The 26670-nt window shown below is 64.2% G+C and carries 26 protein-coding genes; 20 read left to right on the top strand and 6 right to left on the bottom strand.

Annotated elements, in window-relative coordinates; translation table 11 throughout:
* The first annotated feature begins 8 nt into the window (after positions 1-8).
* Entirely contained in the window at positions 9-686 is a 678-nt protein-coding gene (locus GC162_18635; protein MBI1370659.1) for an HAD family hydrolase, read from the top strand.
* Between the two features lie 166 nt (positions 687-852).
* On the opposite strand, the gene GC162_18640 is transcribed toward GC162_18635, so the two are convergent.
* The 4 genes from GC162_18640 to amrB all read right to left on the bottom strand — a co-directional run bounded on the left by GC162_18640 (position 853) and on the right by amrB (position 5390).
* Complete coding sequence (locus GC162_18640) at positions 853-1974, bottom strand: hypothetical protein (protein MBI1370660.1); 1122 nt, start codon at positions 1972-1974, stop codon at positions 853-855.
* A 20-nt stretch (positions 1975-1994) separates the two neighbouring features.
* Positions 1995-2945 (bottom strand): phosphoglycerate dehydrogenase, encoded by a 951-nt coding sequence (locus tag GC162_18645; GenBank protein MBI1370661.1) that lies wholly within the window; start codon positions 2943-2945, stop codon positions 1995-1997.
* Positions 2942-4381 carry a hypothetical protein gene (locus GC162_18650; GenBank protein ID MBI1370662.1) on the bottom strand — a complete coding sequence of 480 codons (1440 nt, stop codon included), beginning with the start codon at positions 4379-4381 and terminating at the stop codon, positions 2942-2944. The genes GC162_18645 and GC162_18650 overlap by 4 nt, the downstream gene beginning before the upstream one ends.
* A gap of 112 nt (positions 4382-4493) precedes the next feature.
* Positions 4494-5390, bottom strand: a complete 897-nt coding sequence (amrB, locus tag GC162_18655) for an AmmeMemoRadiSam system protein B (protein ID MBI1370663.1) — start codon at positions 5388-5390, stop codon at positions 4494-4496.
* A 47-nt stretch (positions 5391-5437) separates the two neighbouring features.
* Between amrB and GC162_18660 the strand changes: the two genes are divergently transcribed.
* A complete protein-coding gene (locus GC162_18660; GenBank protein ID MBI1370664.1) occupies positions 5438-6568 on the top strand; it encodes a glycosyltransferase in 1131 nt (376 codons plus the stop codon).
* Here GC162_18660 and GC162_18665 read toward each other — a convergent pair.
* Positions 6537-7535, bottom strand: a complete 999-nt coding sequence (locus GC162_18665; GenBank protein ID MBI1370665.1) for a hypothetical protein — start codon at positions 7533-7535, stop codon at positions 6537-6539. The genes GC162_18660 and GC162_18665 overlap by 32 nt on opposite strands.
* Before the next feature lie 400 nt (positions 7536-7935).
* Here GC162_18665 and GC162_18670 point away from each other — a divergent pair, with 400 nt between their 5' ends.
* From GC162_18670 to GC162_18730, 13 genes are all read left to right on the top strand, one after another.
* Entirely contained in the window at positions 7936-8766 is an 831-nt protein-coding gene (locus tag GC162_18670) for a hypothetical protein (GenBank protein MBI1370666.1), read from the top strand.
* A gap of 276 nt (positions 8767-9042) precedes the next feature.
* Positions 9043-9273: a DUF433 domain-containing protein gene (locus tag GC162_18675; protein MBI1370667.1), complete on the top strand. Its 231-nt coding sequence runs from the start codon at positions 9043-9045 to the stop codon at positions 9271-9273.
* Entirely contained in the window at positions 9270-9554 is a 285-nt protein-coding gene (locus tag GC162_18680) for a hypothetical protein (protein ID MBI1370668.1), read from the top strand. The genes GC162_18675 and GC162_18680 overlap by 4 nt, the downstream gene beginning before the upstream one ends.
* A gap of 533 nt (positions 9555-10087) precedes the next feature.
* Complete coding sequence (locus GC162_18685) at positions 10088-10300, top strand: transposase (GenBank protein ID MBI1370669.1); 213 nt, start codon at positions 10088-10090, stop codon at positions 10298-10300.
* A 512-nt stretch (positions 10301-10812) separates the two neighbouring features.
* Positions 10813-11586, top strand: a complete 774-nt coding sequence (rfbF, locus tag GC162_18690) for a glucose-1-phosphate cytidylyltransferase (GenBank protein MBI1370670.1) — start codon at positions 10813-10815, stop codon at positions 11584-11586.
* Positions 11579-12568 carry an NAD-dependent epimerase/dehydratase family protein gene (locus tag GC162_18695; protein MBI1370671.1) on the top strand — a complete coding sequence of 330 codons (990 nt, stop codon included), beginning with the start codon at positions 11579-11581 and terminating at the stop codon, positions 12566-12568. The genes rfbF and GC162_18695 overlap by 8 nt, the downstream gene beginning before the upstream one ends.
* Positions 12565-13803, top strand: a complete 1239-nt coding sequence (locus GC162_18700; GenBank protein MBI1370672.1) for a methyltransferase domain-containing protein — start codon at positions 12565-12567, stop codon at positions 13801-13803. Before GC162_18695 ends, GC162_18700 begins: the two co-directional genes overlap by 4 nt.
* Positions 13804-13810: 7 nt before the next feature.
* Positions 13811-14353: a dTDP-4-dehydrorhamnose 3,5-epimerase gene (locus GC162_18705; GenBank protein MBI1370673.1), complete on the top strand. Its 543-nt coding sequence runs from the start codon at positions 13811-13813 to the stop codon at positions 14351-14353.
* Positions 14343-15377, top strand: a complete 1035-nt coding sequence (locus GC162_18710; GenBank protein MBI1370674.1) for an ATP-grasp domain-containing protein — start codon at positions 14343-14345, stop codon at positions 15375-15377. The genes GC162_18705 and GC162_18710 overlap by 11 nt, the downstream gene beginning before the upstream one ends.
* A complete protein-coding gene (locus tag GC162_18715) occupies positions 15374-16618 on the top strand; it encodes an NAD-dependent epimerase/dehydratase family protein (GenBank protein MBI1370675.1) in 1245 nt (414 codons plus the stop codon). Before GC162_18710 ends, GC162_18715 begins: the two co-directional genes overlap by 4 nt.
* A complete protein-coding gene (locus GC162_18720) occupies positions 16476-17417 on the top strand; it encodes a methyltransferase domain-containing protein (GenBank protein MBI1370676.1) in 942 nt (313 codons plus the stop codon). The genes GC162_18715 and GC162_18720 overlap by 143 nt, the downstream gene beginning before the upstream one ends.
* A 23-nt stretch (positions 17418-17440) precedes the next feature.
* Positions 17441-18157 (top strand): cephalosporin hydroxylase, encoded by a 717-nt coding sequence (locus GC162_18725; protein ID MBI1370677.1) that lies wholly within the window; start codon positions 17441-17443, stop codon positions 18155-18157.
* A 5-nt stretch (positions 18158-18162) separates the two neighbouring features.
* Positions 18163-19296 (top strand): aminotransferase class I/II-fold pyridoxal phosphate-dependent enzyme, encoded by a 1134-nt coding sequence (locus GC162_18730; GenBank protein MBI1370678.1) that lies wholly within the window; start codon positions 18163-18165, stop codon positions 19294-19296.
* A gap of 108 nt (positions 19297-19404) precedes the next feature.
* Here GC162_18730 and GC162_18735 read toward each other — a convergent pair whose 3' ends face one another.
* Positions 19405-20445 (bottom strand): glycosyltransferase, encoded by a 1041-nt coding sequence (locus GC162_18735; protein MBI1370679.1) that lies wholly within the window; start codon positions 20443-20445, stop codon positions 19405-19407.
* A 25-nt stretch (positions 20446-20470) separates the two neighbouring features.
* Between GC162_18735 and GC162_18740 the strand changes: the two genes are divergently transcribed.
* The 5 genes from GC162_18740 (at position 20471) to GC162_18760 (ending at position 26634) form a co-directional block, all read left to right on the top strand.
* On the top strand, positions 20471-21310 hold the full coding sequence (locus tag GC162_18740) for a hypothetical protein (protein ID MBI1370680.1): 840 nt from the start codon (positions 20471-20473) through the stop codon (positions 21308-21310).
* 65 nt (positions 21311-21375) lie between these two features.
* Positions 21376-22851, top strand: coding sequence for a signal recognition particle protein (locus GC162_18745; protein MBI1370681.1), 1476 nt, complete (start codon positions 21376-21378; stop codon positions 22849-22851).
* Positions 22852-22971: 120 nt separating this feature from the next.
* Positions 22972-23499: a sigma-70 family RNA polymerase sigma factor gene (locus tag GC162_18750; protein ID MBI1370682.1), complete on the top strand. Its 528-nt coding sequence runs from the start codon at positions 22972-22974 to the stop codon at positions 23497-23499.
* Positions 23496-25106 carry a hypothetical protein gene (locus GC162_18755; GenBank protein MBI1370683.1) on the top strand — a complete coding sequence of 537 codons (1611 nt, stop codon included), beginning with the start codon at positions 23496-23498 and terminating at the stop codon, positions 25104-25106. Before GC162_18750 ends, GC162_18755 begins: the two co-directional genes overlap by 4 nt.
* A complete protein-coding gene (locus GC162_18760) occupies positions 25087-26634 on the top strand; it encodes a hypothetical protein (GenBank protein MBI1370684.1) in 1548 nt (515 codons plus the stop codon). The genes GC162_18755 and GC162_18760 overlap by 20 nt, the downstream gene beginning before the upstream one ends.
* The last annotated feature ends 36 nt before the right edge of the window (positions 26635-26670 follow it).

Raw genomic sequence — 26670 nt, forward strand, 5'->3', positions numbered from 1 at the left:
ATCGCCGCATGGCTCATCTCAAAACCGTCTTCCTCTTCGACGTGGACAATACGCTGCTCGACAACGACCGCGTCACCGCGGACCTGAAGCGTTACACCGCCAAAAACTTCGGCGAGGCCCGCTCGCAGGATTACTGGCGCATCTTCGAGCAGATTCGCACGGAGCTTGGTTACGCCGATTACCTGGGGGCCCTGCAGCGCTATCGCATTCAGCATCCGCGCGATACGAATCTGCTGGCCGTGTCGAACTTCCTCGTAAACTACCCGTTCGCCAATCGGCTGTTCCCCAATTCGCTGGACGTCATTGACCACGTCAAGCAGTGGGGCCCGGCGTGCGTGCTGTCCGACGGCGACGTCGTGTTCCAGCCCCGCAAGGTCGAGCGCTCCGGCATCTACGACGCCGTCGATCAGAACGTGCTCATCTACGTGCACAAGGAATTCGAACTCGAAGACGTCGAAGCCCGCTACCCGGCTGAGCATTACGTGCTCATCGACGACAAACTCCGCATCCTCACCGCCGTCAAACAAATCTGGGGCAAGCGCATCACGACCGTCTTCCCGAAACAAGGCCACTACGCCCTTGATGAAAAGGCCATCGCCAAGTTCCCCCCCGCCGACGTCGCCATCGACCGCATCGGCGACCTGCTCAACTTCACGCTCGACGAACTACTTACCGCGACGAAGTGACCCGGTCCCCTCTCCCTCCGGGAGAGGGTTAGGGTGAGGGTGGCCGCAAATGCGGGCGCGTCACGCACCCGAGCGCCTCACATCTGTAAACACGCTGTCCATCGAATCGCGCTCGACTGCCGCGCCCCCTCACCCCGGCCCTCTCCCGGTGGGAGAGGGAGTGAGATTACGCCAATTTCATCGCCTCGCGCAGCACCGGCTCGTAGGCGTCGGCGTAGCGCATCGCGCCCAGGTCGCTGGCGTGCGAGCCGTCGGTCGAGCCCTCGCCGTCGTCGCCGAGCAGGTGGTCGCCGGGCAGGTAGAGCAGCTTCTTGTAGCCGTCGTTGACGAGCGTGTCGTACGATTCGCGCAGGGCTTTGTGGTTGGCCATGTGGTATTCGTACCGGGCCGGCAGGAACTCGGCGTTCGAGTTGATGCGGTCTTCGACGAGCACGATGGGCACGTCCGGCCTGGCGTCGCGAAGTTGTTTGACGAGAGGGATGCACCGCTCGGTGATTGTCTTGGCGCCCATGTTCGGACAGCAGTCGATGACGTAGACGAGCGGGTCGAGTTCGACGAGGAAGTCGCCGACGGATTTTTCCATGGTGCCGTTGCCGGAGAAGGCGAGGTTGATCGTCGGGTGATTGAGTCGGCGCTGGAGGATGTTGATGATGCCCATGCCCGGCCGCGAGGCGCAGGCGCCGTGCAGAATCGACGTGCCGTAAAACACGATGGGCTTTTCGCTGCGCGGCGCGATCGGCGTGAACATCGCGTTTTTCGGCATGCCGATCTCGACCTTTTCGGGGCTGTTGAAAAGCGGCAGGTAGATCATGAAAGTGCGCTTCCCGGGGGCGACGCCGTCGACGACCTTGACGTTCATCCTCTGATTCGTCGGCTTGACGACCGAGAGCCAGCGCATGTCGCCCTTGTCATCGCTCGCATAAAAGTCGATCCCGCTCATCGCCGTCGCCGGCATGTGCGGCATATCCAATGCCGAGCCCATCAGGTCATAGCGCACATGCAGCGTCGTCGCATCGCTCTCGAATCGGGCGCTCATCCCCGTGCTGTGCCGGCTCAGATTCCAGACGACATCGCGCACCTTCCCCTTCGCCCGCCCCGGCAGACGATCGTAATAGCGCTCCGTATCGGCGAACCCCTTGCCCTCCACGCCCCATGTGCTCACATCATGCCACACCAGCCCGTCATCCTTCGGCGCTTCGTCGGCCCCGCAAACCAGCCGGGTCGACGACAGCGCCGCCGCGGCGCTCAAACCGGCGAGAAACCCGCGACGTGTGACGATTTGTTGCATGATGATCCTTTCTTCACAGATTACGGAGCGGGGAATTTCGGTTCTCGTCCTTCGAGGACAGCCAGCACGTCGCGTACGACCCAGCTCATGTTGGCCATCGCGGTGTGCGTGCGCGAGGCGAGGTGCGCCATGAGCTGCACGTTGGAATGACCCCACAGCGGATAGGTCGGCGGCGGTGGCTCGGGGTCGTGCACATCGAGAATGGCGCGCCCGCCGGCGCCCGCCACGCGATTGGACCACTTGGCCATCGCCACGGCGTCGACGAGCATGCCGCGCGCGGCGTTGATGAGCAGGCAGGCGGGCTTGATCTGTTTGAGCACGGCCGCGTCGATCAGGTTGCGGTTCGCGGCCCGGCCGTCGGTGTGAATCGTCAGAATGTCCGACTCGCGCCAGAGGGTTTCCTTGTCGACGAACGTACCGGGATGATCGGCGGGGAGACCCAGTTGTTCGCGTGATAACAGGTCGTTACAGATGACTTTGACGCCGAAGGCGTCGGCGACTTTGGCCATGCGTTTGCCGATGCGGCCCATGCCGAGGATGCCCAGCGTCAACTCGTCGGCCTGCCGGCCCACCTGCTCGGTCCGCGCATGATGGAAGACGGCGGCGCTGGCGTCGGACGGCAGCGGCTTGCGCGGACGCAGCACATCGAAGATCAGGGCCCAGACATATTCGATCACCGCCTGCGTGTTGGCGTCGGGCGTGTAGACGACGCGGACGAACCGGCGCCTGCACGCTTCCAGGTCGATGTTGTCGAGCCCGACGCCGGCGCGCCCGACGACCCGGACGCTCGGCGCCCGGTCCAGCAACGCATCGTTGACCTGCGTGTAGGTCCGCACGATTAGCCCGTCCGCATCGGCCAGCTCGCGACACAGGGCGGCTTCGTCCTCGAGGGGGACCCGCACGAAGTTGACACGCTCGGCGAGCCATTGGGCGGCCGCGTCATCGAGATGTTCGGTGAGCACGACTTTCATGGGCGATTCTCCGGGACCGGGGCGGCGCCGGCGATCGGCGCGGCAAATGTGTGCGTCTTTGTATCAAATCGCAGGCCCGGACGCATCAAAAGATACCAGTCGCGAAGAACGTCCACCTGCTGGCGCTCCAGTTCCGGGGCGGCGTAGCAATTGAACTTCGGCGCCCCGGGCAGGAAATGATGCACGACCGGCCAGTAGCGCAACTGATCGAATAGCAGCTCCAGCGCCACCGGCGGATCGCCGAAGGGGTTGAACATCCAGTCCGCCCCTTCGAGATTGCCCAAGTAAAGCAGCGCCATCGTGATCGTCGTGCGCGGCACTTTCGGCTGCGCGAGCAGCGAGACCGGATCGAACTTGTCGACGGTCTGTCCCTGCATCAAGAGCGCGAGGTTGTAGTGCTGCTGCACAATCCACGATTCGGATTTCTCCGCCCGGAGTTTGAGGAACTTCATCAGGTCGTCGTCCGGCTCGACCATGCCGCCGAGCATCGCACCGGCCATGCGCGAATTGTCCTCGAAGGACATGATCAGTTCCTTGGCCAGTTCGCGGCACTGATCGGGCGTAAAGCGATCGATCGCCGTCAACACTGCCAGATCGCGCGTCGTCGGCTGATCGGCGTTGAACACGCGGCGCAGGTCATCGGGCATCGCCGTCTGCGAAACGCGGACGGCCTGAAGCCGAATCAGATCGGGCATGTCGGGCGTGATTTCGATGCGCGTCGAATTCGTCGGCATCGATTCGAGGGCCGCGAGGCGCTTGACCATCTCGTTCGCCGTCGCCGCCGGCGCGTCGGGCCCCGGCGCGACAGGCGGCTCGCCGGCGAGGAGTTTGAGCATGATATTCGCGTGATCGGCGATAACGGCTTCGGGATCGGACGCCGCCTGCTCGAGCAGCTTCGACCGCTGCGGCTCGGGAAGACATGCGGCGGCGCTCAAGGCATTGAAGCGCACATCGGGCTCCTTGTCGATCATGAGCTTCTCAATGAGCGGCGGAATTGACGGATCGTCGTGATACGGCCGGCGCTGCCAGAGCGTCTTGCCCAGTTCGACGGCGATGGCGCTGCGCTGAATGGCGATGCCCGAATCGACGCGGTGCGACAGATAGCGCAGCCACGGCCGCCCGACGCCCGGGCCCCACGCCCCCGCCGCCGCCAGGGCGCGGACAATGTTGTCGAAACACGCATCGTCCGCCCCGTCGAGCATCGACTTGGCGCGATCGAGCGTGGCGGGCTCGTTGATGTGCGCGATCACGTACATCACGGCCGAATCGCGCTTGGCCGGATCGCTGGAGCAGAGGCGATTCATCATCGAGTACCGCACCAGGTCATCCGCGTGACGGATCGCCAGCAGCACGGTCAGGCCGGCGACGAGCAGCACGGTGATGATCGAGCTTCGAAGGATGCGGCGGAGGTTTTTTCGAGGACGCGGGTGCGACATGAGGGTCGGGTCGGGTGTTGAGGGATGACGGACTTTGCGTTCAGACGCACGGATGGGGCGGGCGGTTCACCCTTTTGGATGATCAACTTCCGGGGCTTCCTTGGGCCGGGGGTCAGCCGAAGACGATGCCGGCGTAGCCGACGCTGTTGAGGCCGTCGGAGTGCCCGAGCGGAGCGAGTTCACGGACGGAATGAGTATGTTCGAGAAGGTAGCCATGCGAAGCGCCGAGGGCGCGACAGGCGGCGAGGGTCGCGGCGATCGCGCCGCCGCCGCAGGCGTTCTGATGCTGATGCGTTTCATGGACGATGTCGGCTTCATTCATGGCGAGCATCATATCCAGAACGCGGCGATCGTTGGTGTCATGCGCCCATGTGACGCCGGCTTCGCCGACGCCGTGCGGTGTGAATCGGTAGTTGGGGCCATAGTGTGTCAGATCGCTGGAGACGACCATGACGACGGGCGCGTGCCAGTTGACGAGCAGTTTGCCGATCGCCTCGCCCCATTGGACTGCATCCGCCGCCGGGGGAATCAGGCAGGGCACGATCCGCGTCTCGTCGCCGAAGGCCGCGCGGATCATCGGGGCCTGCACTTCGAGACTGTGTTCGTATTCGTGGGCCATGTCGAGCGTCTGCACGGCAGCTCCCGGAAGCTGAGCCAGCGCGTCGCGCAGGTCCGTATCAACGGCGAGCGGACCCAGCGGCGTGGCCCATGCGTCGGCGGAGTCGAGCGTCGGGTTGAACACGGCCATGGTGTGCACGGAGCCGGTGAGCACGATGGTTTTGGCGGCGGTGCGTCGTGCGAGCGTGGCCCAGGTCATACCGGCGACCCGGCCGGAGCATATCCATCCGGCATGCGGCACGAGCGCGCCATATAATGTCGGCGGAAGCTGCTGGAGCGAGGCCACCGGCACACAGTATCGCGCGGCATCGGCGGCGCAGCGGCGCTCGTCGGCCGCGTAGAAGCGACCGGCGACGGCGGGCGGACGGATGCGCGAGGCGGCGTGTGCCATGAAGCGGTAGTTCCGACGATCTGTGTCCGCAATATCGTAGGAAAATCATGCGTATCTGTCTCTACACGCCCAGTCTCGGCCCCAACGCCACGCCGACCCACATCATTGTTGACGCACTGGCCCGGCAGATGATGGCGCGCGGGCATCTGGTGTCGGTGCTCGCCCAGTGCACCCGACCCGCGTTCAATCCGCCGTATGCGGTGCATTATGCGCCGCCGCCGATGTCGCCGGACTGGTTCCCCGAGCGGAGCGCCCGGGCGCTGGCTGCGTTTCACGAAGCCAATGCGTTCGAGTTGATCTGCGTCTTCGATGCACACCCGACGGGATACGGGGCGATGCGCGTGGCGCATGATGCGAATGTCCCGCTGGTGATCGTGTCGATGGGCGGCGATCTGTATCACGGATCGCCAATGCGGCGGAAGGGGCATGTGTGGAAGCGGATCGCGGCGACGTATCGGGATGCGGATGCGGCGGTGGCGACGAGTCCGTACATGATGCGATTGCTGGCGGAACTTGACGGCGGGCCGGCGAATGTCGTGGCGATCCACAGTGGCGTCGACACGGCGACGTTCTCGCAACCGGCCCCGCAACCCGGCGATTTCGATGACCCGCGAGGGTTCTGTCTTACGATCGGCGCGCTGGAGGACGGATCGGGCGTCGGCGACGCGATCGAAGCGTACGCACGGGCGCACGGACGCTTGGGCGACACCACGCTGATCGTCATGGGCGACGGGTCGCAGCGCGCGGCTCTGAGCAAGCGAATCAGTCAACTGAATCTCGATGACCGCGTCACGTTCGTCGGCGAGCGGCGGGGAACCGAGCGGCGATGGTTCATGCAGAAGGCGAAATTCGCCATGATCGTGCCGCACGAGGAGGGCAACGCGATGACGGCGCTGCAGGTCATGGCCTGCGGTCGACCGATTGTTTGCACGGGCGAGAGCGCGTTTGATGAAGTTTGCCGGCCCGGCGTCAACGGGCTGCTCGTGCCGGCCGCGTCACCGGTCGCACTCGCCGACGCGATCGCCCGGCTCCAGCGTTTCGAGATCGAATCGATGGCGCTCAATTCGATGGGTATCGCGCAGGACTACGACTGGCAGATGGTCGTCGACGGGTATCTGAAGCTTTTCGCCGAGACGATCGAACGGTTCACCGCGTCGACCGCCGGCGCAGCGACGTGAAAATCTCAGCGAGACGATCGGCCAGCGCTTCACGCTCGTGATGCGCCTGCACGTATTGGCGGCCCTGTTCGCCGAGCCGCCGGCGCAGCAACGGTTGATCGACCATGTCCTTCATCGCGGCGAGCCACTGCTCGCTCGAAGCGGCGCAGACGCCGCGGCTTCCCCCGCCGGCGTACACGATGTTCTCCCCCACCGCCGACCCGATCCACGCCATCCGATGGCCCATGTATTGGAGCACCTTGAACGGACACTTGCCGCGCGTCCAGGGCGTGTCGGGCATGGGGCACAGGCCCACGTGACACGCCGCCAGCGCCGCCGCCTGCTCCGCCTGCGACCATCGCCGAAAATCCACCGCAAGCCGGCCGAACGACATCGGCTCGTGCGCCACGAGTCGGAGTTTCACCTGCGGCCGCTCCGCGCCCAGTTCATCGAGCGGCTGACGAATCAGATCGAGGTACGGCTGCGTCGACGCCGACCCGAGCCAGAGCAGTTCGACCGGCCCGTCGGACGGCGGCGCATCGCCGTCGAGCGTCAACGCCATCGGCACAATATGCACATCCGCGCAGTAAGGCCGGGCCAGTTCCTGCAGGTACGTGCTGCCCGCCAGCGCGGCGGCGCAGCGGCGGAGCATCGAAGCGAAGCGAATCCGCCGCGTAAGACTCGGCCGATAGCCCCCGCCCGATGCAAACGTGAGCGGATCATCGAAGTCGAATACCACCGGCGCCTTGACGCCCTTGAGCGACCCGACCAGCAGCGGCGGCAGAAGATGCCGGTGCCACCAGACGATATTCGCCTCATTGAGCGACGCGATGAACCGCCGCTGCTCCCCGAAGCCCGTCGGCAGCGTCATGGGCGTCACCGCAATGCCGCGCCGCTTCAACGGCTCGATGTACTCGAGCACGCGCTGCTGATACGAAGCCGAGTCGGGCTTGCGCGTCACGGCAAATAGGCGCAGGGGCTGGCTCATGCGCAAACCAGAATAGCACGCATGCCCCACCCCGCGAAACCCCGCCCCGTCGTCCGACCCTGTGCCAAATCCCCCGCGCGCACCCATCCTGCAAATTCCCCCCGGCCTCGCACGCCTCCGCCGAACTTCTGACTGCCTCAGAATCACCACCTTACGACGCGACTTTCCCGCCGTGGGCGCGCACTTGCGCGCGCCGCGGGCTCGCCCCGTCGCGCCCGTGCGCGCTCACGCCCTCAAAACCCCGCCCCCCGCGCCAATCGACCTCCCCCATGCGCACTCTCGTTTCGCCCATGCGCCATCCGCGTCACCCCCTTGCGCCGCCCTGCGCCAAATGCCCCACTTCATCCTCGCTCCGGGCCGGGTATCATTGCCCGTTCGTGCACCCCAGCGAAAGTGACCCATGCTCCACGCCGTCTACCACCGATTCGCCGCCGCCGGATACCGCGGCCTCGTCCGCGACGACTGGCGCGCCGCCCTGTCCGAGGCCGACCCCTGGCTCCGCTGGCTCGACGGACCGCACGAAACCGTCTGGCAGCGCCAAGCGTCGCGCACCGTCCGCGTCCCGCCCGCCGCCGATCACCCCGCGCTCTTCGTCAAGCACATCGCTCCCCCCGACCGCGCTCGCCTCTTGCGCCGCTCCCCCGTACAAAACACACTCGCCGTGACTCGCCGCCTGCTCGCCGCCGGCTTCGAAGCCCCGCACGTCGTCCTCGCCGCCGACCTCACCGCACGCGGCCGCACCGAGCATCTGCTCATCACCGAAGCCGTCGACGGCCAAAGCGTCGAATCACGCCTCCTCCAATCGCCGAACATCGAAGCGACCCGCCGCCTGCTCATCGACATCGGCCGTGAAGTCGCCCGCCTCCACCGCGCCCGATTCCTCCACGGCGACCTCCTGCCCGGCAACCTCATCCGCCGCCCCGACGGCGTCTTCGTCTTCCTCGACAACGACCGCACGCGCCGCCTGCCCGTCCTCCCCTTCTGGCTCCGCCGCCGCAATCTCTCGCAGATGATGTTCCGCTGTCTGTCGATCCTGCCATGGGCCGAGGCCGAGGCATTCTTCGCCGGGTACTTCGAGGCGATGAACCTCCCCCGCCCCCGCCGCCGATACGAACAGCAATGGGTCCTCCGCTTCATCCGCCCCCGCATCGCCCGCCTCTACCACGATCATGGCCACACCCGCCGCGCCATCCTCCAAAGACGCGACCAGCAGCGCCGCCCCGACCCTTGACCCACCCTCCTCGCCGCCGGCCCATCCGAAAGACATGCACGTCAATTGATCCGCACTACATCACATAACGTAGTTGGCGATCATGGGGCCGGCTAATTGCCATTTTTGGGACTACGAATTCCCGACCCCTTTTTCTTCCCTGGGCAAAACCGACATCAAATCCGCCTATGACCGCGCGATCCAATCCATCCTCAACCTGCATCAGGAGGCCATCCCGTGAACACCCCGCAAAGCCCGATACAATGTGACAGACCCAGTCTCACGCGGAGCACCGACATGGAATTCGACCGCATCACATCGGACCCGAAGATCGTCAACGGCCAACCCTGCGTCAAAGGGACGCGTCTAACCGTACGGCGCGTGCTTGAAGCTCTCGCTCTATATCCTGATCGTGACGAGTTGCGGCGGCAATATCCGCAACTCGAAGACGAGGACATTCGACAGGTGCTCGCTTATGCATCTGATGCCATCGAAGATCGCCTGATCCTCATGAGGCCCGCGTCATGAATCTGTTGCTGGATGAGGGGCTGGCGATGGCCTCTGCGGAATTGCTTCGGGAGTTCGGCCATGACGCTGTTCATGTGTTCCATGTGGGCCTCGGTGGCGCATCGGACGATCAAATCATGGCCGAAGCCCTGCGCCGTTCCGCTGTCATCGCCACACGCGATACCGACTTCCACCAGATGCTCGCCATATCCGGTGCGGCTCGCCCCTCCGTCATCCTGCTGCGCATTGAAGGACTTAACTACGTCCGTCCGCTGAATACATCCGGCGGGCGATTGATCTGACGGCGGATGAACTTGAGCAAGGTGCGGCCGTCTCCATCAACGAGCGCGGCGTCCGAGTTCGCTCTCTGCCGCTCAAACCCTAGCCGACCGCTCTTAGACAAGTGAATCGTTCCCCCGCCCCTCGGGGCTTCGTGGTAGAATTTCGGCCACCTCGCGGGGATATTTCGTGGTCGCTTTCACCGCATCCCGCTGGCCTACTTCGACGGTCGAAACAACTTCGACCGACTCCCATCTCACGCGGGAGGATAAAAGGTGTCAGGAATGCCCTGTAGAAAACCTCCGATGTTCGGCGCATGTTCGGTTGCGCGACGGGGGGCGTGGGTGTAGATGATGAAGGATGAGCATCACATCCAAGTCGCCACGGAGGGTGACGGCGATGGCCGTGGGCATGCGGGTGCTGCCGCGTTACGGGCATCGGTTCTCGCGTCACGACTTCACGCTGCCGCAGTTGTTCGCCATCCTCCAACCACGAGCTTCTTCGCGAATACCTGAACATCACCTCGCTGATCCCCGCCGCCATCGGTCGCCCGACTTTGAAGCTTCCCGCCGGCAAGTGGCGCTGGCTGATGGCCACCGACTTCGACGACGAAACCTACGGCCAGCGCTGGCAGGTCGAGACCGTGATGTTCATGCTCAAGCGTCATCTGGGCGCCGCCCTCACCGCCCGGAAGTATCAAACCCGCCGCCGCGAAATGAACCTCCGCGCGATCACCCACAACCTCATGATCCTCTTGCCAGCGATGTAGGGTGGGTCAAGCGCAGCGGACCCACCACGCTTTGCTTGCTCGGGTTCAATGGTTGAATGGCGGCCGGCATGCTGGGGTTCTTGCATCGTTCGACCTCCAACTTCATCTCGATACCGCTCGTGCCCCGGGTTCGCTGCCATGCACGACGGCCCGCGATGGATCACGAGACGACGTCATTGTCTCCAACGACGGTCCTCGGACACCGAATCATTCTACGTCTCGCGTGGCAGGTCCGCTGCTCTTGACTCAACGGTGCGTGGCAGATGAGGCAGTTGAATCGGGTCGTGGGCGGTTTCGTCGTAAGCTGCAAGCGGTTGGGGAGGCGGGCGGGAGGTTGTTCGGAGGTTTCAAATGATTTGCAGGGCCCGTGATACGCGTGCCCGGCCGGGGGCTTGTTCGGATTTGGCGTTTGGGGATTTGCGATTCCGTGCGGTTTGCCCCTGGTGCTCCCGGTCCATATCATGGCCCTCCACAGGGCGATCGGAACCGGAAAAGCGGATCAGGTGTCATCGATGAAGGTAGTGATACTGGCGGGCGGACTGGGCACGCGACTGGCCGAGCAAACGGAAGTCCGCCCCAAGCCCATGGTCGAAATCGGGGGCCGGCCCATCCTCTGGCACATCATCAAGCACTACGACCACTACCAGTTCAACGACTTCTACATCGCCCTGGGCTACAAGGGCGACGTCATCAAGCGTTACTTCATCGACTACATCAATCTGGGCGGGTCGATGACGGTGCACATGACCAATGGGCGCGTCGATCTGCACGATCGGCCGCGCGAGGATTGGAGCGTGCATCTCATCGACACGGGACAGAACGTCAACACGGGCGGGCGGCTCAAGGCGCTTCAGCCGCATCTGGGCAATGAGACGTTCATGCTGACGTACGGGGACGGGGTGGGCGATGTCGATCTGGACGCCCTGCTTGCGTTCCATCGCGCCCACGGCAAACTCGCCACGGTCACGGCCGTCCGTCCCCCCGCCCGGTTCGGCGGGATCAGCTTCGAGGGCGACATGGTCAAGGTCTTCGCCGAGAAGCCGCAGATCGGCGAGGGCTGGATCAACGGGGGGTTCATGGTCTTCGAGCCGGGCATCTTCGAGTACCTGGAAGGTCCGACCGCCAGCTTGGAAGCGCATATGCTCGAACGCCTGGCTCAGCGCGGCCAGCTTGCGGCGTATCGGCATGACCGCTTCTGGCAGTGCATGGATACGATGCGCGATCTGCGCGTGCTCGAGGACCTCTGGGAGCGCGACAAGGCGCCGTGGAAGCTCTGGCATGACTGATTTCCAACCCTACTGGCGCGACCGCCCCGTCTTCGTCACCGGCGCGACCGGGCTCGTGGGCGCGTGGACCGTCAAGGCGCTTTACGACATGGGCGCGCAGATCATCTGCCTCGTCCGCGATCACGTCCCGCAGTGCGAACTGGTCCGCACCGGACTCATCAACCGCGTCGTCACCGTCACCGGCGACATCAATGATCAGGCGCTTTTGGAACGCGTGCTGGGCGAGTACGAGATTCATACGGTGATTCATCTGGCGGCGCAGACGATCGTCGGCGTCGCCAATCGCAATCCCGTCTCGACGTTCGAGTCGAACATCGCCGGGACGTGGTCGCTGCTGGAGGCGGCGCGGCGGACGCCGACGATCAAGTCGATCGTCCTCGCTTCGTCGGACAAGGCCTACGGCGATCAGGAAGAGCAGCCGTACAATGAAGACATGCCTTTGCAAGGGCGTCATCCTTATGACGTCTCCAAAAGCTGCGCCGATCTGATCGGACAGGCGTATGCCAAAACATACCATTTGCCCGTCGCCATCACGCGCTGCGGGAATTTCTACGGCGGGGGCGACCTGAACTGGAACCGCGTCGTCCCCGGGACGATCCGCTCGATCCTCCGCGGGCAGCGCCCGGTCATCCGCTCCGACGGCCAGTTCGTCCGTGACTATTTCTACGTCGAAGACGGCGCGCTGGCGTATCTTCTGCTGGCCCGCCGGCTGGCGGAACAGCCGGAACTGCGCGGCCGGGCGTACAACTTCTCCAACGGGCTGAAGCTGAGCGTCATCGACATCGTCGAGCGCATTCTCAAGGGGATGGACTCGAAGCTGGAGCCGGAGATTCTCAACGAGGCGGCGAACGAAATCCGCGTGCAGTGCCTTGATGCGCGTCGCGCGTCGAAGGATTTGAACTGGAAGCCGGCGTACGACCTCGATGAAGGACTGCGGCGGACGATCGGCTGGTACCGGGCGTTTTTCGAGGGCGGCCCATGAGTGCGCTTGATCGCTACGCCTGTCGAAGCTGCGGCGGGAGAAATTGCCGCATGGTGCTCGAGATGGGCAGGACGCCGCTGGCCAATGCGCTGTTGACGGTCGAGCAGTTGGGCGAGCCGGAGGCGACGTATCCGCTTGATACCGTATTCTGCCCCGACTGCACGCTGGTGCAGATCACCGAGACGGTGCCGCCGGAGGTCTTGTTCAGCGAATACCTGTATTTCTCGTCGTTTTCCGACACGATGCTGCGCCATGCTCAGACGATCGCTGATCGACTGGTCGACGAACGCCATCTGGGCGCGAACAGTCTCGTCGCGGAAGTCGCATCGAACGATGGATATCTCCTTCAGTACTACCAAAAGCGCGGCGTGCCGGTGCTGGGCATTGAGCCGGCGAAGAACATCGCCGCGGCGGCGGAGAAAGAGCGCGGCATTGCGACAGTCTGCGACTTTTTCGGCAAGGCGGTCGCCCGGCGGCTCGCCGATGAAGGCAAGCGGGCGGACGTGATTCACGCCAACAACGTGCTCGCTCACGTCGCCGACCTCAACGGCGTCGTCGCCGGTTTCGCCGCCATGCTCAAACCCGACGGCATCGCGGTGATCGAAGCGCCGTATGTCCGCGACATGATCGACCATGTCGAGTTCGACACGATCTATCACGAACACCTGTGCTACTTCTCGCTGAGCGCGCTGGATCGGCTGTTTGCGCGGCACGGGCTGCGCATCACGCATGTGGAGCGCCTGCCGATTCACGGCGGATCGCTGCGCATCTACGCCCAACACGCCGCGAGGCACGAAGCTGACGCTTCCGTGACGCAGTTGCTGGCCGAGGAAGCGAAGCTGGGCATGACGCGGTTTGATTATTACAGCCGCTTCGCCGACCGCGTGCGGTCGCTGCGCGAGGAGCTTCGCAAGGTGCTGCTCGATTTCAAGAAGCAGAGCAAGCATCTGGCGGTGTACGGCGCGTCGGCCAAGGGCAGCACGCTGCTCAACTATTTCGATCTGGGCGCGGATGTGCTGGATTTCGTGGCGGATCGCTCGACGGTCAAGCAGGGCCGGTACACGCCCGGGACGCATCTGCCGATTCTCTCGCCGCAGGCGCTGCTGGATCGTCAGCCGGATGCGGTGCTGCTGCTGACATGGAACTTCAAGGACGAGATTCTCGCCCAGCAGGCCGAGTACCGCAGCCGGGGCGGGAAGTTCATCGTTCCGATCCCGCACGTGCATATCGTCTGATACCGCCATGCGATTGAACCCCACGCCACTCTCGGGCCTCTTCGTCGTCGAGATCGAACCGATCGCCGACGCCCGCGGCTTCTTCGCCCGCACCTGGTGCGGCCAGACGTTCGCATCGCAAGGATTGCCGGCATCGCTCGCCCAGTGCAGCGTGTCCGTCAATCCGAAGCGCGCGACGCTGCGCGGCCTGCACTGGCAGGCGGCCCCGCACGGTGAAACGAAAATCGTCCGCGTCACCAGCGGCGCGATCTTCGACGTCGCGGTCGATCTGCGCATCGATTCGCCGACGTTTCGCCTATGGTTCGGCGTCGAGTTGACATCAAGCAATCGCAAGTCGCTGTGCATCGGACCCGGGTTCGCGCATGGGTTCATCACGCTCGCGCCCGACACGGAAGTGCTCTACATGATGGACAAACCGCAGCACGCCGGTTCAGCCCGCGGAGCGCGATACAACGATGCGGCGTTCAAGATCGACTGGCCGCTCGCACCGGAGTGTCTCAGCGAGCGGGATGCGAATTACCCGGATTTCGAGGTGAGTCATGGCCTCTGACAAGCCGCGCATTCTGGTCGCCGGCGTCGGCGGGGCCTCGCTCGGCACCGAGGTCATCAAATGTCTGCGTCTGGCCGGCCGGTACGACATCGTGGGTTGCGACATTTCGCCGCTGGCGTTCGGGCTTTTTGAGCCGGGCGTCGAAGCGGCGCTCGTGCGGCGCGAGCATTACATCGAGGATGTGCTCGCACTGTGCAAACAACATCGCATCCGCGCGATCGTGCCCGGCGGCGAGCAGCCCATGTCGCTGCTCAGCGAAGCGTCCGATGCGTTCGGCGCGATCGGCGTGCCCATCGCCGTCAACGACCCGCGCGTCGTCGCTGTCTGCTCCGACAAGAGCCGCTGCTTTGATGAGCTGGCGCGGCTGAACATCGCCATGCCGCGCACGGTTTCGTTCGATGACGCCGCCGACCTGTCGAAATTGGCGGATGTGCCCATGCCCTGCGTCGTCAAGCCCGCGACCGGGTCCGGGGGAAGCCGCTTCGTCTTCCTCGCCGCCGACCGCGCCGAGGCGGAGCTTTATCTTCAGTACATCATCCGTCACGCCGGCCGGGCCCTCGCGCAGGAGTACATTCCGCTTGACGAAGGCGAGTTCACGATCGGCGTGCTGAGTCTGCCGAGTGGACAAGTGGTGAGCGTGGTGAGCATGAAGCGACTGTTCCACACCAAGCTCTCCGTCAGCGTCGCCACCGATTTCGGCCTCATCTCCAGCGGATATTCGCAAGGACTCATCGATCATTTTCCGCAGCTTGAGGCGGATGCGCGCCGCCTTGCCGAGTCGCTGGGCTCGACGGGGCCGATGAATATTCAAGCCCGCGTGCGCGGCGGGCGATTGATCGCTTTTGAAATCAATCCTCGTTTCTCCGCTTCGACGTATCTTCGGGCGTGCGCGGGCGTGAACGAAATCGACCTGTATTTGCGGCATATTCTCGATGGCGCATCGCCGACCCCCCCGGCGATCACACCCGGTTATTATCTCCGCAGTCTGACCGAAACATTCACCGCCGACGGGCACGCCCCATGACGCGCTGGATCACCGACCAACTCGGCACCGCGCCCTACGAGCAGGTTGACTCGCTGAGCGATTGCCACATTCTGGATGTGCGCGACCTGGTGGATCGCGGGGGCAACACGGCGGGCGCGGTTGCCGACCTACTTCATCAGGGCGCCGCGGCGATGAAGTCGGGGCGGAAGGTGGTTGTCTGCTGCGACCGGGGCATGTCGCGCTCCAATGCGATTGCGGCGGGCGTATTGGCGATGACCGGCAGCGATACGTTCAGTGCGGCCGTCGAGCGTGTGTTGACCGCCACCGGTGAAACGCAGATCAAACCGCAGATGATCGAAATCGTCGGGCGCGCCGGAGGATTATTGCCGATCCGCCGACGCACGTCGCCGACGAATGTCATCGTTACCGGCCCGGCGCTGCATCCGGATGATGCGCTCATGCCGGCGCTCACGGCCGCGTCGCTCGATACGACGATGATCGAAGGGGCCGCGCTGTCGAATGCGGCGCTGCTCCATTTGCGCACCATCGAATGCGATGCGGGGACGGTGCTGCATCTGGCTTCGCCGGCGGTGCCGCATGTCAATGAGGCGGTGGGTCAGACGCTTTCGATGCTCAAAAACGTGCTGGACGTGTGCGTGCTCAATGATCTGTATCTGGTTTACCTGAGCAGCGCGGAAGTGTTCAGCGGGCTGGACCACGAGCGCGTTGATGAACGCGCACCGGTGCGTCCGCGTTCGACGATCGGACAAACGCATGCGCTGGCCGAGCAGCTCATCGACATGCATCGCGCGGTGCATCAGCTTCGCGCGGCGGTGCTGCGGCCGGGCGTGGTGTACGGCGACCCGGCCCCCGGAAGCCCGCCGATGTTCTTGCGAACCTTCGTGCAGCGGGCGGCGGAGAACGAAGCGATCGTGACGCATGAATATCTCAACGGCGAGCCGGCGCTGGAGCTGCTGCACATCGATGACCTGCGTGCCGCGATGATTCATACGCTGCTGCGGCAGCCCGACGGGGTGATTCATCTGGGGACGGCGGAGGCGATGACCACGCGACAGATCGCCGAGTTCATCATCGGCGCGACCGGTTCGGCGAGCGAGCGGCGTACATTGAATCTCGATGACCGGGCCAGTAACATACGCCTTGGCTTTGACCGCGCGGAGCACGAGTTGGGCTGGACGGCCCAAATCGACCCCAGGGAGGGCCTGCGGCGGTACATCGCCCTGTGGAACGAAAGGAACGGACGCCCCCATGTCGGATGAACGCTCGGCTGAACTCTCGAGGCAAAAGGCCATCCCGTGGCAGCGCGGCAAGTTTTACGCGGCTTACGAAACGCTCGTCGCCGAGTACATCGTCCGCAGCGCGCTCGAGCACGCCAAGCCGCCGACGCTGCTGGATCTGGCCTGCGGCAACGGGATGCTGACGGGCATGATGGCCGAGCGGTTCCCCTTCGAGCGGATCGTCGCCGTCGATGCGTCGGAGCCGATCATCGCCGAGGCGCGGGCGGCGTATCCGAATTTCGAGTTCGTGCACGGCATGGCCGAGGACATCGACGAACCCGGCGCGTTCACCACGATCACGATGCTCAATCTGCTCGAACATGTGATGAACCCCGTCGATCTGCTGCGCTCGGTGAGCCGGAACCTCGCGGACGAGGGCGTCTTGATCGTCAATGTGCCCAACGCGATGGCGGCGAATCGGCGGATCTCGAAGATGATGGGATCGCTGACGGACGAGCACGAGCTTTCGCCCTTCGATCTCGATGTCGCCGGTCATCGGCGGTATTACGACATGGACCTGCTCAAGCAGCACGTGACCGAAGCCGGGCTCGACATCGTGACGACCGGCGGCGTGTTTTACAAGATTCTCTCGCAGGCGCAGATGAACTGGCTGCTGGAACAGAAGCAGTGGGACGAAGGCGTGTTCGGCTGGGGCCGCGTCGGGGCGGAGAAAGCCAAGGACTGGCGCAAGGCGTTCTGCGATGCGTGCTACGCGTACGGCAAGGAACGCCCTGAAGAATGCAACATGATCAACATCGTCGCCAAGCGCCCCGCCAAGTAAATCGACTCTACGGTTCAATCCACATGACCTCACCCGCTTCCGACAATCCCCCCGCCGCCGACATGACGCAGATGCGCCGGATGGGCATGAACTTCCTGCGCGACACGGCGGGCATCCGCTACACGTACAACTTCAAATGGCTCGGCGTGCCGATCATCCAGTGCCCGCAGGACATCGTCAGCGTGCAGGAGATCCTCTGGAGCGTCAAGCCCGATGTCGTCATCGAGACCGGCGTCGCGCACGGGGGCTCGCTGATTCTCTCGGCTTCGATCCTCGCCCTGCTCGGCGGCGAAGGCCGGGTGATCGGCGTCGACATCGACATCCGCCCGCACAACCGCGCGGTCATCGAAGCGCATCCGCTGGCCAAGCGCATCGACCTGGTGCAGGGGTCGGCGATCGACCCGGACATCGTGGCGAAGGTCAAAGCGATGGCGGCGGGGGCGAAGAACCCCTTGGTCATCCTCGATTCCAATCACACGCATGAGCATGTCATGGCGGAGCTGCGGGCGTACGCCCCGCTGGTCCGCGCGGGCAGTTACTGCATCGTGATGGACACCGGGATCGAGGACATGCCCGAAGGGTTTTATCCGAATCGGCCGTGGAACAAGACGGCGAACCCGAAGACGGCGGTGTGGGAATATCTCAAGGAATGCGACCGGTTCGAGATCGATCAGTCGATTCAGGATCGCCTGCTCATCACGGTCGCGCCGGACGGGTATCTCAAATGCATCAAGGACTGAGGGCCATGGAGCGGATTCCCGTCGCCGGGCCGTGGATCACCGAGCGCGAGGTGCGCTACGCCGCCGACGCCGCGGAGCACGGGTGGTACCACCGTGCGGGGGACTATCCCAAACGATTCGAGCAGGCGCTGGCGCAGTACATCGGCGTGGAGCATGCGGTGAGTCTGCCGCACTGCACGGCGGGGATTCATCTGGCGCTCGTCGCCATGAAAGTCGGGCCGGGCGACGAGGTGATCGTGCCGGATGCGACATGGATCGCGTCGGCGGCGCCGATCAACTACGTCGGCGCGACGCCGGTATTCGTCGATGTGGATCGGCGGACGTGGTGCATGGATGCGGCGGCGTTCGAGAATGCGATCACGCCGCGGACGAAGGCGGTCATTCCCGTCAACCTGTACGGTTCGATGCCCGACTGGCCGGCGATTCGTCGCGTGGCGGATCGACACAAGGTCCGGATCATCGAAGACGCCGCGGAGGCGATCGGTTCGACGCTCGGCGGGCGCAAGGCCGGGAGCTTCGGCGACGTCGGCGTGTACAGCTTTCATGGATCGAAAACGCTGACGACCGGCGAAGGCGGCATGCTCACGACGAACGACAAGGCCCTGTTCGACCGCATCCTGTTTCTGCGCGATCACGGGCGCCCGCCGGGCGATCGGTACTTTCGCAATACGGAAGTGGCGTTCAAATACAAGATGAGCCCGCTTCAGGCGGCGGTGGGCTTGGCGCAGATCGAGCGCATCGAAGAATTGGTCGCGCGGAAACGGGAAATTTTCGCGTGGTATGCGGAGTATTTGAAGGATGTGCCGGGCGTGACGCTCAACGCCGAGCCGATCGGCGTGCGGAACAGTTACTGGATGGTCACCGCGATCGTCGATGCGAAGTACGGATTGACGAGCCGGGATCTGATGGCGCGGTTTGATGAGCATCAGATCGATACGCGGCCGTTCTTCGCGCCGCTGACTTCGCTGCCGGCGTATGCGAATCACCCGCAGGTTGATTCGGCGGCAAAGCGGAATGTCGTGTCGTACGACCTGTGCCCGCGCGGGCTGAATCTGCCGTCGGCGATGTGCCTGACCCGCGAGCAGGTGGAGCGGGTTTGTCAGGTGTTGAAGGGGATTCTGTCTTCCGTTGAGAATTGACAAATGCCTAATGCCTAATGACAAATGCATTGGTCATTAGGCATTAGGCATTTGCTATTGGTTATATCGGAAGCGCGAATTGGTCGGCTTTCGAGATGACCCATTGGTTCATCCGCCGATGGCGAGTCGAATCGTGCGGCGGAGGCCGAGGCGGCGGGAGAGCATGCGGTAGAGTTTGAAGGATGAGTCGCACTCGGTGCGCAGGGCGGACCAGAGCAGATCGATCATCGACTTGGGCGCGCCGGTTCGGAGCCAGGTGCGCATCAGTTCCATGCGATCGGCCTGCGCCATGCGGGCGAGGTCGGCGGCGAGGTCGGTGCGCCAGTCGACGCCGGCGGATTCGAGTTCGGCAATGACGGGGTTGTAACGGTCGGCATAGCGCAGGCGACGATCTTCGACGCTCATGTTGTGCGAGAAGTTGCCGCCGTGATGACGGAAGATCGCGCCGACGCGGGGGTCATAGGCCATGCGCCCGCGCAGAAGAAGCCGGGCGGTGGTGATCAGGTCGGACACGGCCGGCGCGGCGTCGGAGTAGCCGCCGATGGCGAGGAAGTCGGAGGACTTAAACGCCAGCGCGGGGTGCATGAAGATGAAAGAATGGAGCATGCCGACGGCGACGCGCCGGCCGTCGAGGATGAACGGTTCGTCGCTGAGGATGCGATCGGTTGACGAGGCGACGGGGTCCATGAGCAGGACGGAGGTCATGTTGTTGACGAGGTCGCCGCGCCAGAGGGGCGTCGCGTAGAGAACGATGTCATCATGCGGCGCAACGGCGGCGTGACAACGGCGCAGAAAGTCATGATGAAGCAGGTCATCGTCCTGATTGACGACGAAGTACTGCCCGCGAATCCGGCGGGTCAGGAAGCGGAAGTTCTCGAATCCGCCGACGTTTTGATCGTGGCGGACGTACCGGATGCGCGGGTCGGAGAAGGAGGCGACGACGTCGGGTGTGTGATCGGTGGAGCAGTTGTCGGCGATGACCAGTTCGAAGTCGGGGAAGGATTGCTGGAGCAGATGGGCAAGACATTCGCGCAGGAAATCGGCGCGGTTGTAGGTCGGCAAACCGATGGTGAAAAAAGGTGCATCGTTCATGGGGCGCATCGCATCGGGCATCGTTCGGCGGCGTTGGCGGCCCCGACGACCGGCCATATACTAGCAGACTCTTCACAAGAGGATGACGGTGAACGCACCCGCGCCCGACACCGCGCCGCTCCATCACGCAAGCCCGATCCGCTGCACGATCAACGGCGCGACGGCCTGGGTTTCGCACGCCCTGACGCAGCGCCTCAATGTCAAACCGGCAAGGACGGCGAGTCTGATGGCGATTCTGCTCAACCGGGCCAGCGAGAAGCGCGTGCTCAAGACGAGTCTGCGGACGCGGGTCGTCGAAATCGACCTGGTCGGGCAGGCGTTCGTGATCAAGTGGCACACGCCCCCGCCGGGTTCGGAAGCGCTGCACCGGTTGTATCATCATCTGCGCTGCTCGCCGGCGTGGCGCGAATGGCACGGGGCGCATCGACTGGCCAAGCGCGGCATCCGGGTGTGCGAGCCGCTGGCATTGGTGCATGCGGGGGCGAGCGATGCGCTGCTCCTGCCGCGCATCCACGGCGTCGATCTGCATACCTATCTGACGCAGGAAATCCGCCGTGCGCCGCGGCGATGGGTGGCGGACGCGGTCGGCCGACAGATCGGCAAGATGACCAAGGAAGGCCTGGTCAACCGGGACCACAAGGCGCGGAACATCATGATTGATGCGGCGTGTGCGGGCGGGTCGGCGACGCCGGTGCTGATCGACCCGGCGGGGTTGCGGAAGCGGCGCAACGGGCCGCAGATCGACCGGATGCTGGCGCTGCTGTTGGAGACGGTGCCGGACAATGTGACGCGTCGGGAGGCATGTCGATGCCTGCGTGCGGCGATGCGGGCGGATCGAACGCTGGGGGCGTCGCTGCGGGAGTTGACCGAGCGCGTCAATGCGGCGTACCGGCGGAAAACGGGGCGGGGGCGATTCGGCTGACGTACACGGGGGACGCGGCATCGGCTATGATGTGCGACTTACTCAAAGGCGAATGGACCTGACCTATGCTCGACAATCTCACAGACAAGTTTTCGAACGTGTTCCGCAAGCTTTCGGGGCGCGGGCGCATCAGCGAATCGAACGTCGAAGAAGCGATGGCGGAAGTGCGGACGGCGCTGCTCGAAGCGGACGTGCATTACGAAGTCGTCAAAAAGTTCTGCGATGACATTGTCGAGAAGGCGCTGGGCGCGGAGGTCATCAAGAGTCTCAAGCCCGGCGAACAGATGATCAAGATCGTATACGACGAACTGGTCTCGCTGATGGGGCCGGTCGATACGCACATCATGTACGTGCAGCCGGCGCCGACGATCGTGATGATGTGCGGGCTTCAGGGCTCGGGCAAGACGACGACGTGCGGAAAGCTGGCGGCTTATCTGAAAAAGAAGGGCAAGAGCGTCATGCTCGCCGCGGCGGACCTTCAGCGTCCGGCGGCGGTGGAGCAGCTTCGCACGCTGGCGACGCAGGTGCAGGCCGATTCGCCCGGCGGGGGCCGCGTGCTCTTTTACGGCGAACCCGACAAGTGCGCCGAATACGGCAAGGCGATCGGCGTTGCCGTCAAGGTCTGCCGCAATGCGTTCAAGGAAGCGCAGAAGGCGGGCGTCGATGTCCTCGTGCTCGACACGGCGGGCCGGCTTCACGTCAACGACGAACTGATGGACGAACTGCGCCAGGTCAACAAGGCGCTCAACCCGCATCAGATTTATCTCGTCATCGACGCCATGACCGGCCAGGACGCCGTCAACTCCGCCAAGGCGTTCAACGAACAGCTCGAGCTCGACGGCGTGATCCTCTCCAAGACTGACTCGGACACGCGCGGCGGGGCGGCTCTTTCCGTCAAACACGTCACGGGCAAACCCATCAAATTCATCGGCACCGGCGAGAAGATCGACGCGCTGGACGAGTTCCATCCCGACCGCATGGCCAGCCGCATTCTGGGCATGGGTGACGTCGTCAGTCTCGTCGAACGCGCGCAGGAGCAGGTCAGCGAGGAAGAGGCACTGAAGCTCCAGAAGAAGATGGAGCAGGGGAAGATGACGATGGACGACTTCCTCGGCCAGCTCAAGACGATCCGGCGGATGGGGTCGATGAAGGCGCTGCTGGGCATGCTGCCGGGCATCGGGTCGCAGCTTAAGAATCTGGACATGGACGATCGTCAGCTTGATCGCACGGAGGCGATGATCAACTCGATGACGAAGGACGAGCGGAAGGATGTGGACCTGCTCGACAACTCCCGCCGGCGGCGCGTGAGCAAGGGTTCGGGGACGCGGCCGGAGGATGTGGGCCAGCTCGTCAAGGGTTTTTCGATGGTGCAGAACATGACCAAGCAGATGGCGGGCATGAGCGCGATCGGGAAGATGCGGGCGCTGGGGGGACTGGGGCGGACGGATCTGGCGGCGATGGGGACCAGCGGCGGCCCCAAGCTCAAGACGCGTCTGCGGTCCAAGCGTAAGAAAAAGGACCGCAAGCGCAAGAGCCGCTAGAGCGGGTGGTTAGGTCCTGACGAGGTTTTCACGCGAAAATATTTTTAGCGCGTCCCGTAAGCGATTGGGCGGGTGTGTTATAGCGTGGATGGAGAGGGACATTTCGAGAGGCCCAGCCGGATGCAACGTGACCCGCGGACCGACAGCTTCATCCGCCACCTGACGGGCTTTCAAAGCCGGCTCTACGCGTACATCCTTTCGCTGACCGCCGACCCGAATGTCGCCGCCGACGTCCTGCAGGAGACGAACGTGGTGCTCTGGCACAAGTCTGAGGAGTTTACGGAAGGGACGAGCTTCGCGTCGTGGGCGCTGCATGTGGCGTACCTGCAGACGCTCGCCGCCCGGCAGAAGCGTTCGCGCGAGCGGCTCGTTTTCGATGACGCCATGCTCAAGGGCCTCGCCGACGACGCCGCGGCGGTCTATATCGACCTCGACGATCGGCAGAAGGCGCTGCACACGTGTCTCGAATCGCTATCCGAGCGGCAGCGTGACCTGCTCTCGCTGCATTACGAATCGAACCTGACCATCAGCGCGATCGCCGATCGTGTCCAGCTCAAGCCAAACGCCGTCACGCAGGCGATGCACCGCATCCGCGTGCGGCTCATGAACTGCATCAACAGCCGGCTCGCCGGGGGAGCGCACCCATGACGCTCCCCGAACCCCTCGCCGCCGAACTCGCGGAATTGATGCCCGCCCTGCTGGCCGGCTCGCTGACCGAGTCGCAGTCCGTTCGCCTGCGCGACGTCGTCCGTGATGACGCTGCGGCGCGTCGCTTCTACCTCGAATATCTGAGCACGCACGCCCTGCTTCAACATCAATTCGGTCAGCCCCTCGCCGCGCCGCAGATCACGCCGCCGATGGCTCGACTGCTGCCTCGTCCGGCCCAAGCCGCGCCGATGCCCAGGTCCGGCCGACGTGTCTGGTACGTCGCCGCCTTGATGCTTCTGGGCGTGGGTCTGTTTGTCATATTCGTCGCCAACTCGAACACCGAGCCGAAGAAATCCGTGCCCGGCGCCAAGCCCTCCGTCGCGCTTTTGACGGATCTTTCCGCCGACGCCCACATCGCCGACGACGCGGTGAATCTCGGCGCTTCGCTCTATACGGGCGTGTTCAATCTGTCGCAGGGCAAGGCGCAGTTGATGTTCACCAGCGGCGCGGTCGTCGATCTGACCGGGCCGTGCAGTCTGGAGATGATCAACGCCGGCGAAGCGCGACTGCTCAGCGGATCGCTCTCGGCCCTCGTGCCCGCCCGGGCGCGGGGCTTTACCGTCACCGGGCCCGATGGCGTGCGCGTCATCGACCTCGGCACGCAGTTCAACATGCTCATCGACGCCGCCGGTCGGACCATCGTGCATACCCGCGAGGGGCATGTGCGGATGGAGCGCGCGGATCAGCCGCCGCTGAATCTCGCCGCGGCGTACTCGGGCGCTTACGAGCCGGGTGCGTCGCGGCTGGGACCGATCGCTTTCGATCTGGCGTCGCCGATTCCGATCCGTTACGAAGATCGCCTCGCCGCTCACTTCGATGACCCATCGGGCCCGACAGTCATGAAGATGCTCGATCGCCTGCGATCGATTTCGCAGGGCGTCACGCTCGTGCAGGTCGCGGACCCGAAGCTCGATGCCCGGGGACTGGCGGTGAACTGGACCGCCCATTCGACCTTCGCGCGCATGAGCGATGCGTTCGATGCGGTGGACCTGAACGCCGTGGGCGCGACCCTGCGGGCGTCGCTGAGATTCCGCATCGAGCCCGGGTCGTACGAACTGCGCGAGGAGTTCACCAACGGCCTTCGCATGGGCCTCTTCGACAGCGCCGGCACCGATGTGCCCACTGACGATGTCGGCTATCACATCGCGTTCCAGTTTGACGGCGGCTCGCGCGGCCCGACTGCGGTTCTCTATCACGAACCTGCCGGCGACATGCCCCTCGGCGGCAGCATCTCCGGCGTGGTCCTCGATCGTCACGCCCCGACGCCGATCGTCGACGGCCTGCCGCATCAGATGGCGCTCGTGCTGGAGCGCGTGCCGGCGGGCGTACGCACGATCGGCCTGCTCGACAACCGCATCATTCTCGATCACGTTGATGCAAGTGACGAAGTATTTGCTCACTTTGACCGCGTGTACCTGGGCCTGGGGAATCTGACCGGCTCGCTGTTCATCGATGATCTGATCGTCAGCGCCGCCGCCCCCGCCGAGGCGTCTGATTCGCAAACCACTCTATTGAGGAGAACGTCCCATGATCCGCAGCCGCAATGACCGTCAAACCCGTCGTCCGCTTGTCCTGGCCGCGCTGGCCGCCCTTTCGCTCGCCGGCGTGCAGGCCCGCGGCGGCCTCATCGTCGATGACGCATTCAACGACGGCGGACTGACCAACGGCGCGGACCCCAACGACGCCGCGTGGACCATGGCCACCGGCGGCGGCCCCCTCAGCATCGTCAACGACAACGGCTCCCCCGGCCTCAATGGCGGAAACGCAATCCAACTCACGACGACCGGAACCTTCCAAGGATTCACCGGCCTCTTCTCCCCTATCACGCTCACCGAAGATCGCCAACGCATCAAACTCATCTTCGACTACCGGCTGACTGACTTCGGCAATCAGGACGCCGCCCTGCGATTCGGACTCCTCGATTCAGCCTCCGCCGTAGGCACCGCCGACTCCGCCTATTTCGTCGCCACCAGCACCGGCACCATCAACACCGCCACGCTGAACCAGACCTACTCCGGCACCGCCACGGGCTACCTCGGCGGCAGCGTGCAGTACAGCCAAGGCACCGACAACAATGTCCTGACCAGTGACAACAACCCGCATCACGTCGAGTTCATCGTCCAGCGCACCACCGCGGATCGCATCGACCTCTCCGCCCGCATCGGCACCGGCGTCATCTCCGGCGCCGACACCACCGGCAAGGACGCGGGACCCCTCCAGACAACTTTCGACTCCATCGCTTTCGAAACCGGCAATAACAACAACGGCGCCAACATCGGCGGCATCACCCCGCAGTTCCGCGGCGACAACTACCGCGTCGAAATCTGGAACAACGTCTTTGACGACAATTTCGACACCGGCGCCAGCCCCACCACCGGCAACGACGGCGATGACCCCAACGATGCCGCGTGGACGGCCATCGGCGGCAGCATCGCGCTGGTCACCGATGACAACCTCGCCGCCGGTCAGATCGGGTCCAACAAGGCCATGAGCTTCACCACCAGCGGTACGTTTCAGAAAATCCGCACGCAGTTCACCGACACGCCCGACATCGTCGGCACGAAGGTCAGCGCCAGTTTCGACTTCCGCGTCGTCAATGCGGAAAACGTGGCAGCCGGGCTCCGATTCGGTCTCTACGACGACGGCTCCAACACCGCCGCCGACACCGGGTACTTCGTGAGCATCGCCACCGGCACCGCCACCGGCGTCACGTTCATCGAAGATGGCAGCACGACCCAGGGCGACTTCCTCGGCGGCGGCGGACAGATCACGCTCGGCACCGTCGCCAACTATGACCTCGACGAATCCGTCGCCCATTTCGCCCAGCTCCTGCTAGAGCACCTCAGCGCCACCACGATGCGTCTGTCCCTGTACATCGACGGCGTGTTCATCGGCTCCGCCCTCGATACGAGCGTGACCACGACGCACTTCGGCGCCTTCGGCATTTCCAGCGGCGGCACCAGCAACGATTTCATCATCGACAACGTCTCCGTCGACTACATGGTGCCCGCCCCCGCCGCCCTGCCCGCGGGTCTGGCGCTGTTCGCAGGCCTGATCCTGCGTCGTCGTCGGTGATGGATCGAAAGTCGAAAGCTCAGGGATGGCCATCCC

This window comes from Planctomycetota bacterium (genome assembly GCA_016125255.1).
Taxonomy (GTDB): domain Bacteria; phylum Planctomycetota; class Phycisphaerae; order Phycisphaerales; family Zrk34; genus RI-421.

Excerpts from the sequence above, each read along its gene's own strand:
- GC162_18650 (MBI1370662.1), bottom strand. The coding sequence starts at position 4,381 with ATGTCGCACCCGCGTCCTCGAAAAAACCTCCGCCGCATCCTTCGAAGC.
- GC162_18720 (MBI1370676.1), top strand. The coding sequence starts at position 16,476 with ATGACCGGGCCAGTAACATACGCCTTGGCTTTGACCGCGCGGAGCACG.
- GC162_18715 (MBI1370675.1), top strand. The coding sequence starts at position 15,374 with ATGACGCGCTGGATCACCGACCAACTCGGCACCGCGCCCTACGAGCAG.
- GC162_18695 (MBI1370671.1), top strand. The coding sequence starts at position 11,579 with ATGACTGATTTCCAACCCTACTGGCGCGACCGCCCCGTCTTCGTCACC.
- GC162_18710 (MBI1370674.1), top strand. The coding sequence starts at position 14,343 with ATGGCCTCTGACAAGCCGCGCATTCTGGTCGCCGGCGTCGGCGGGGCC.
- GC162_18705 (MBI1370673.1), top strand. The coding sequence starts at position 13,811 with ATGCGATTGAACCCCACGCCACTCTCGGGCCTCTTCGTCGTCGAGATC.
- GC162_18730 (MBI1370678.1), top strand. The coding sequence starts at position 18,163 with ATGGAGCGGATTCCCGTCGCCGGGCCGTGGATCACCGAGCGCGAGGTG.
- GC162_18725 (MBI1370677.1), top strand. The coding sequence starts at position 17,441 with ATGACCTCACCCGCTTCCGACAATCCCCCCGCCGCCGACATGACGCAG.
- GC162_18665 (MBI1370665.1), bottom strand. The coding sequence starts at position 7,535 with ATGAGCCAGCCCCTGCGCCTATTTGCCGTGACGCGCAAGCCCGACTCG.
- GC162_18645 (MBI1370661.1), bottom strand. The coding sequence starts at position 2,945 with ATGAAAGTCGTGCTCACCGAACATCTCGATGACGCGGCCGCCCAATGG.
- GC162_18680 (MBI1370668.1), top strand. The coding sequence starts at position 9,270 with ATGAATCTGTTGCTGGATGAGGGGCTGGCGATGGCCTCTGCGGAATTG.
- GC162_18750 (MBI1370682.1), top strand. The coding sequence starts at position 22,972 with ATGCAACGTGACCCGCGGACCGACAGCTTCATCCGCCACCTGACGGGC.
- rfbF (MBI1370670.1), top strand. The coding sequence starts at position 10,813 with ATGAAGGTAGTGATACTGGCGGGCGGACTGGGCACGCGACTGGCCGAG.
- GC162_18675 (MBI1370667.1), top strand. The coding sequence starts at position 9,043 with ATGGAATTCGACCGCATCACATCGGACCCGAAGATCGTCAACGGCCAA.
- GC162_18760 (MBI1370684.1), top strand. The coding sequence starts at position 25,087 with ATGATCCGCAGCCGCAATGACCGTCAAACCCGTCGTCCGCTTGTCCTG.
- amrB (MBI1370663.1), bottom strand. The coding sequence starts at position 5,390 with ATGGCACACGCCGCCTCGCGCATCCGTCCGCCCGCCGTCGCCGGTCGC.
- GC162_18755 (MBI1370683.1), top strand. The coding sequence starts at position 23,496 with ATGACGCTCCCCGAACCCCTCGCCGCCGAACTCGCGGAATTGATGCCC.
- GC162_18740 (MBI1370680.1), top strand. The coding sequence starts at position 20,471 with ATGACGGTGAACGCACCCGCGCCCGACACCGCGCCGCTCCATCACGCA.
- GC162_18700 (MBI1370672.1), top strand. The coding sequence starts at position 12,565 with ATGAGTGCGCTTGATCGCTACGCCTGTCGAAGCTGCGGCGGGAGAAAT.
- GC162_18745 (MBI1370681.1), top strand. The coding sequence starts at position 21,376 with ATGCTCGACAATCTCACAGACAAGTTTTCGAACGTGTTCCGCAAGCTT.
- GC162_18670 (MBI1370666.1), top strand. The coding sequence starts at position 7,936 with ATGCTCCACGCCGTCTACCACCGATTCGCCGCCGCCGGATACCGCGGC.
- GC162_18735 (MBI1370679.1), bottom strand. The coding sequence starts at position 20,445 with ATGGCCGGTCGTCGGGGCCGCCAACGCCGCCGAACGATGCCCGATGCG.
- GC162_18635 (MBI1370659.1), top strand. The coding sequence starts at position 9 with ATGGCTCATCTCAAAACCGTCTTCCTCTTCGACGTGGACAATACGCTG.
- GC162_18640 (MBI1370660.1), bottom strand. The coding sequence starts at position 1,974 with ATGCAACAAATCGTCACACGTCGCGGGTTTCTCGCCGGTTTGAGCGCC.
- GC162_18660 (MBI1370664.1), top strand. The coding sequence starts at position 5,438 with ATGCGTATCTGTCTCTACACGCCCAGTCTCGGCCCCAACGCCACGCCG.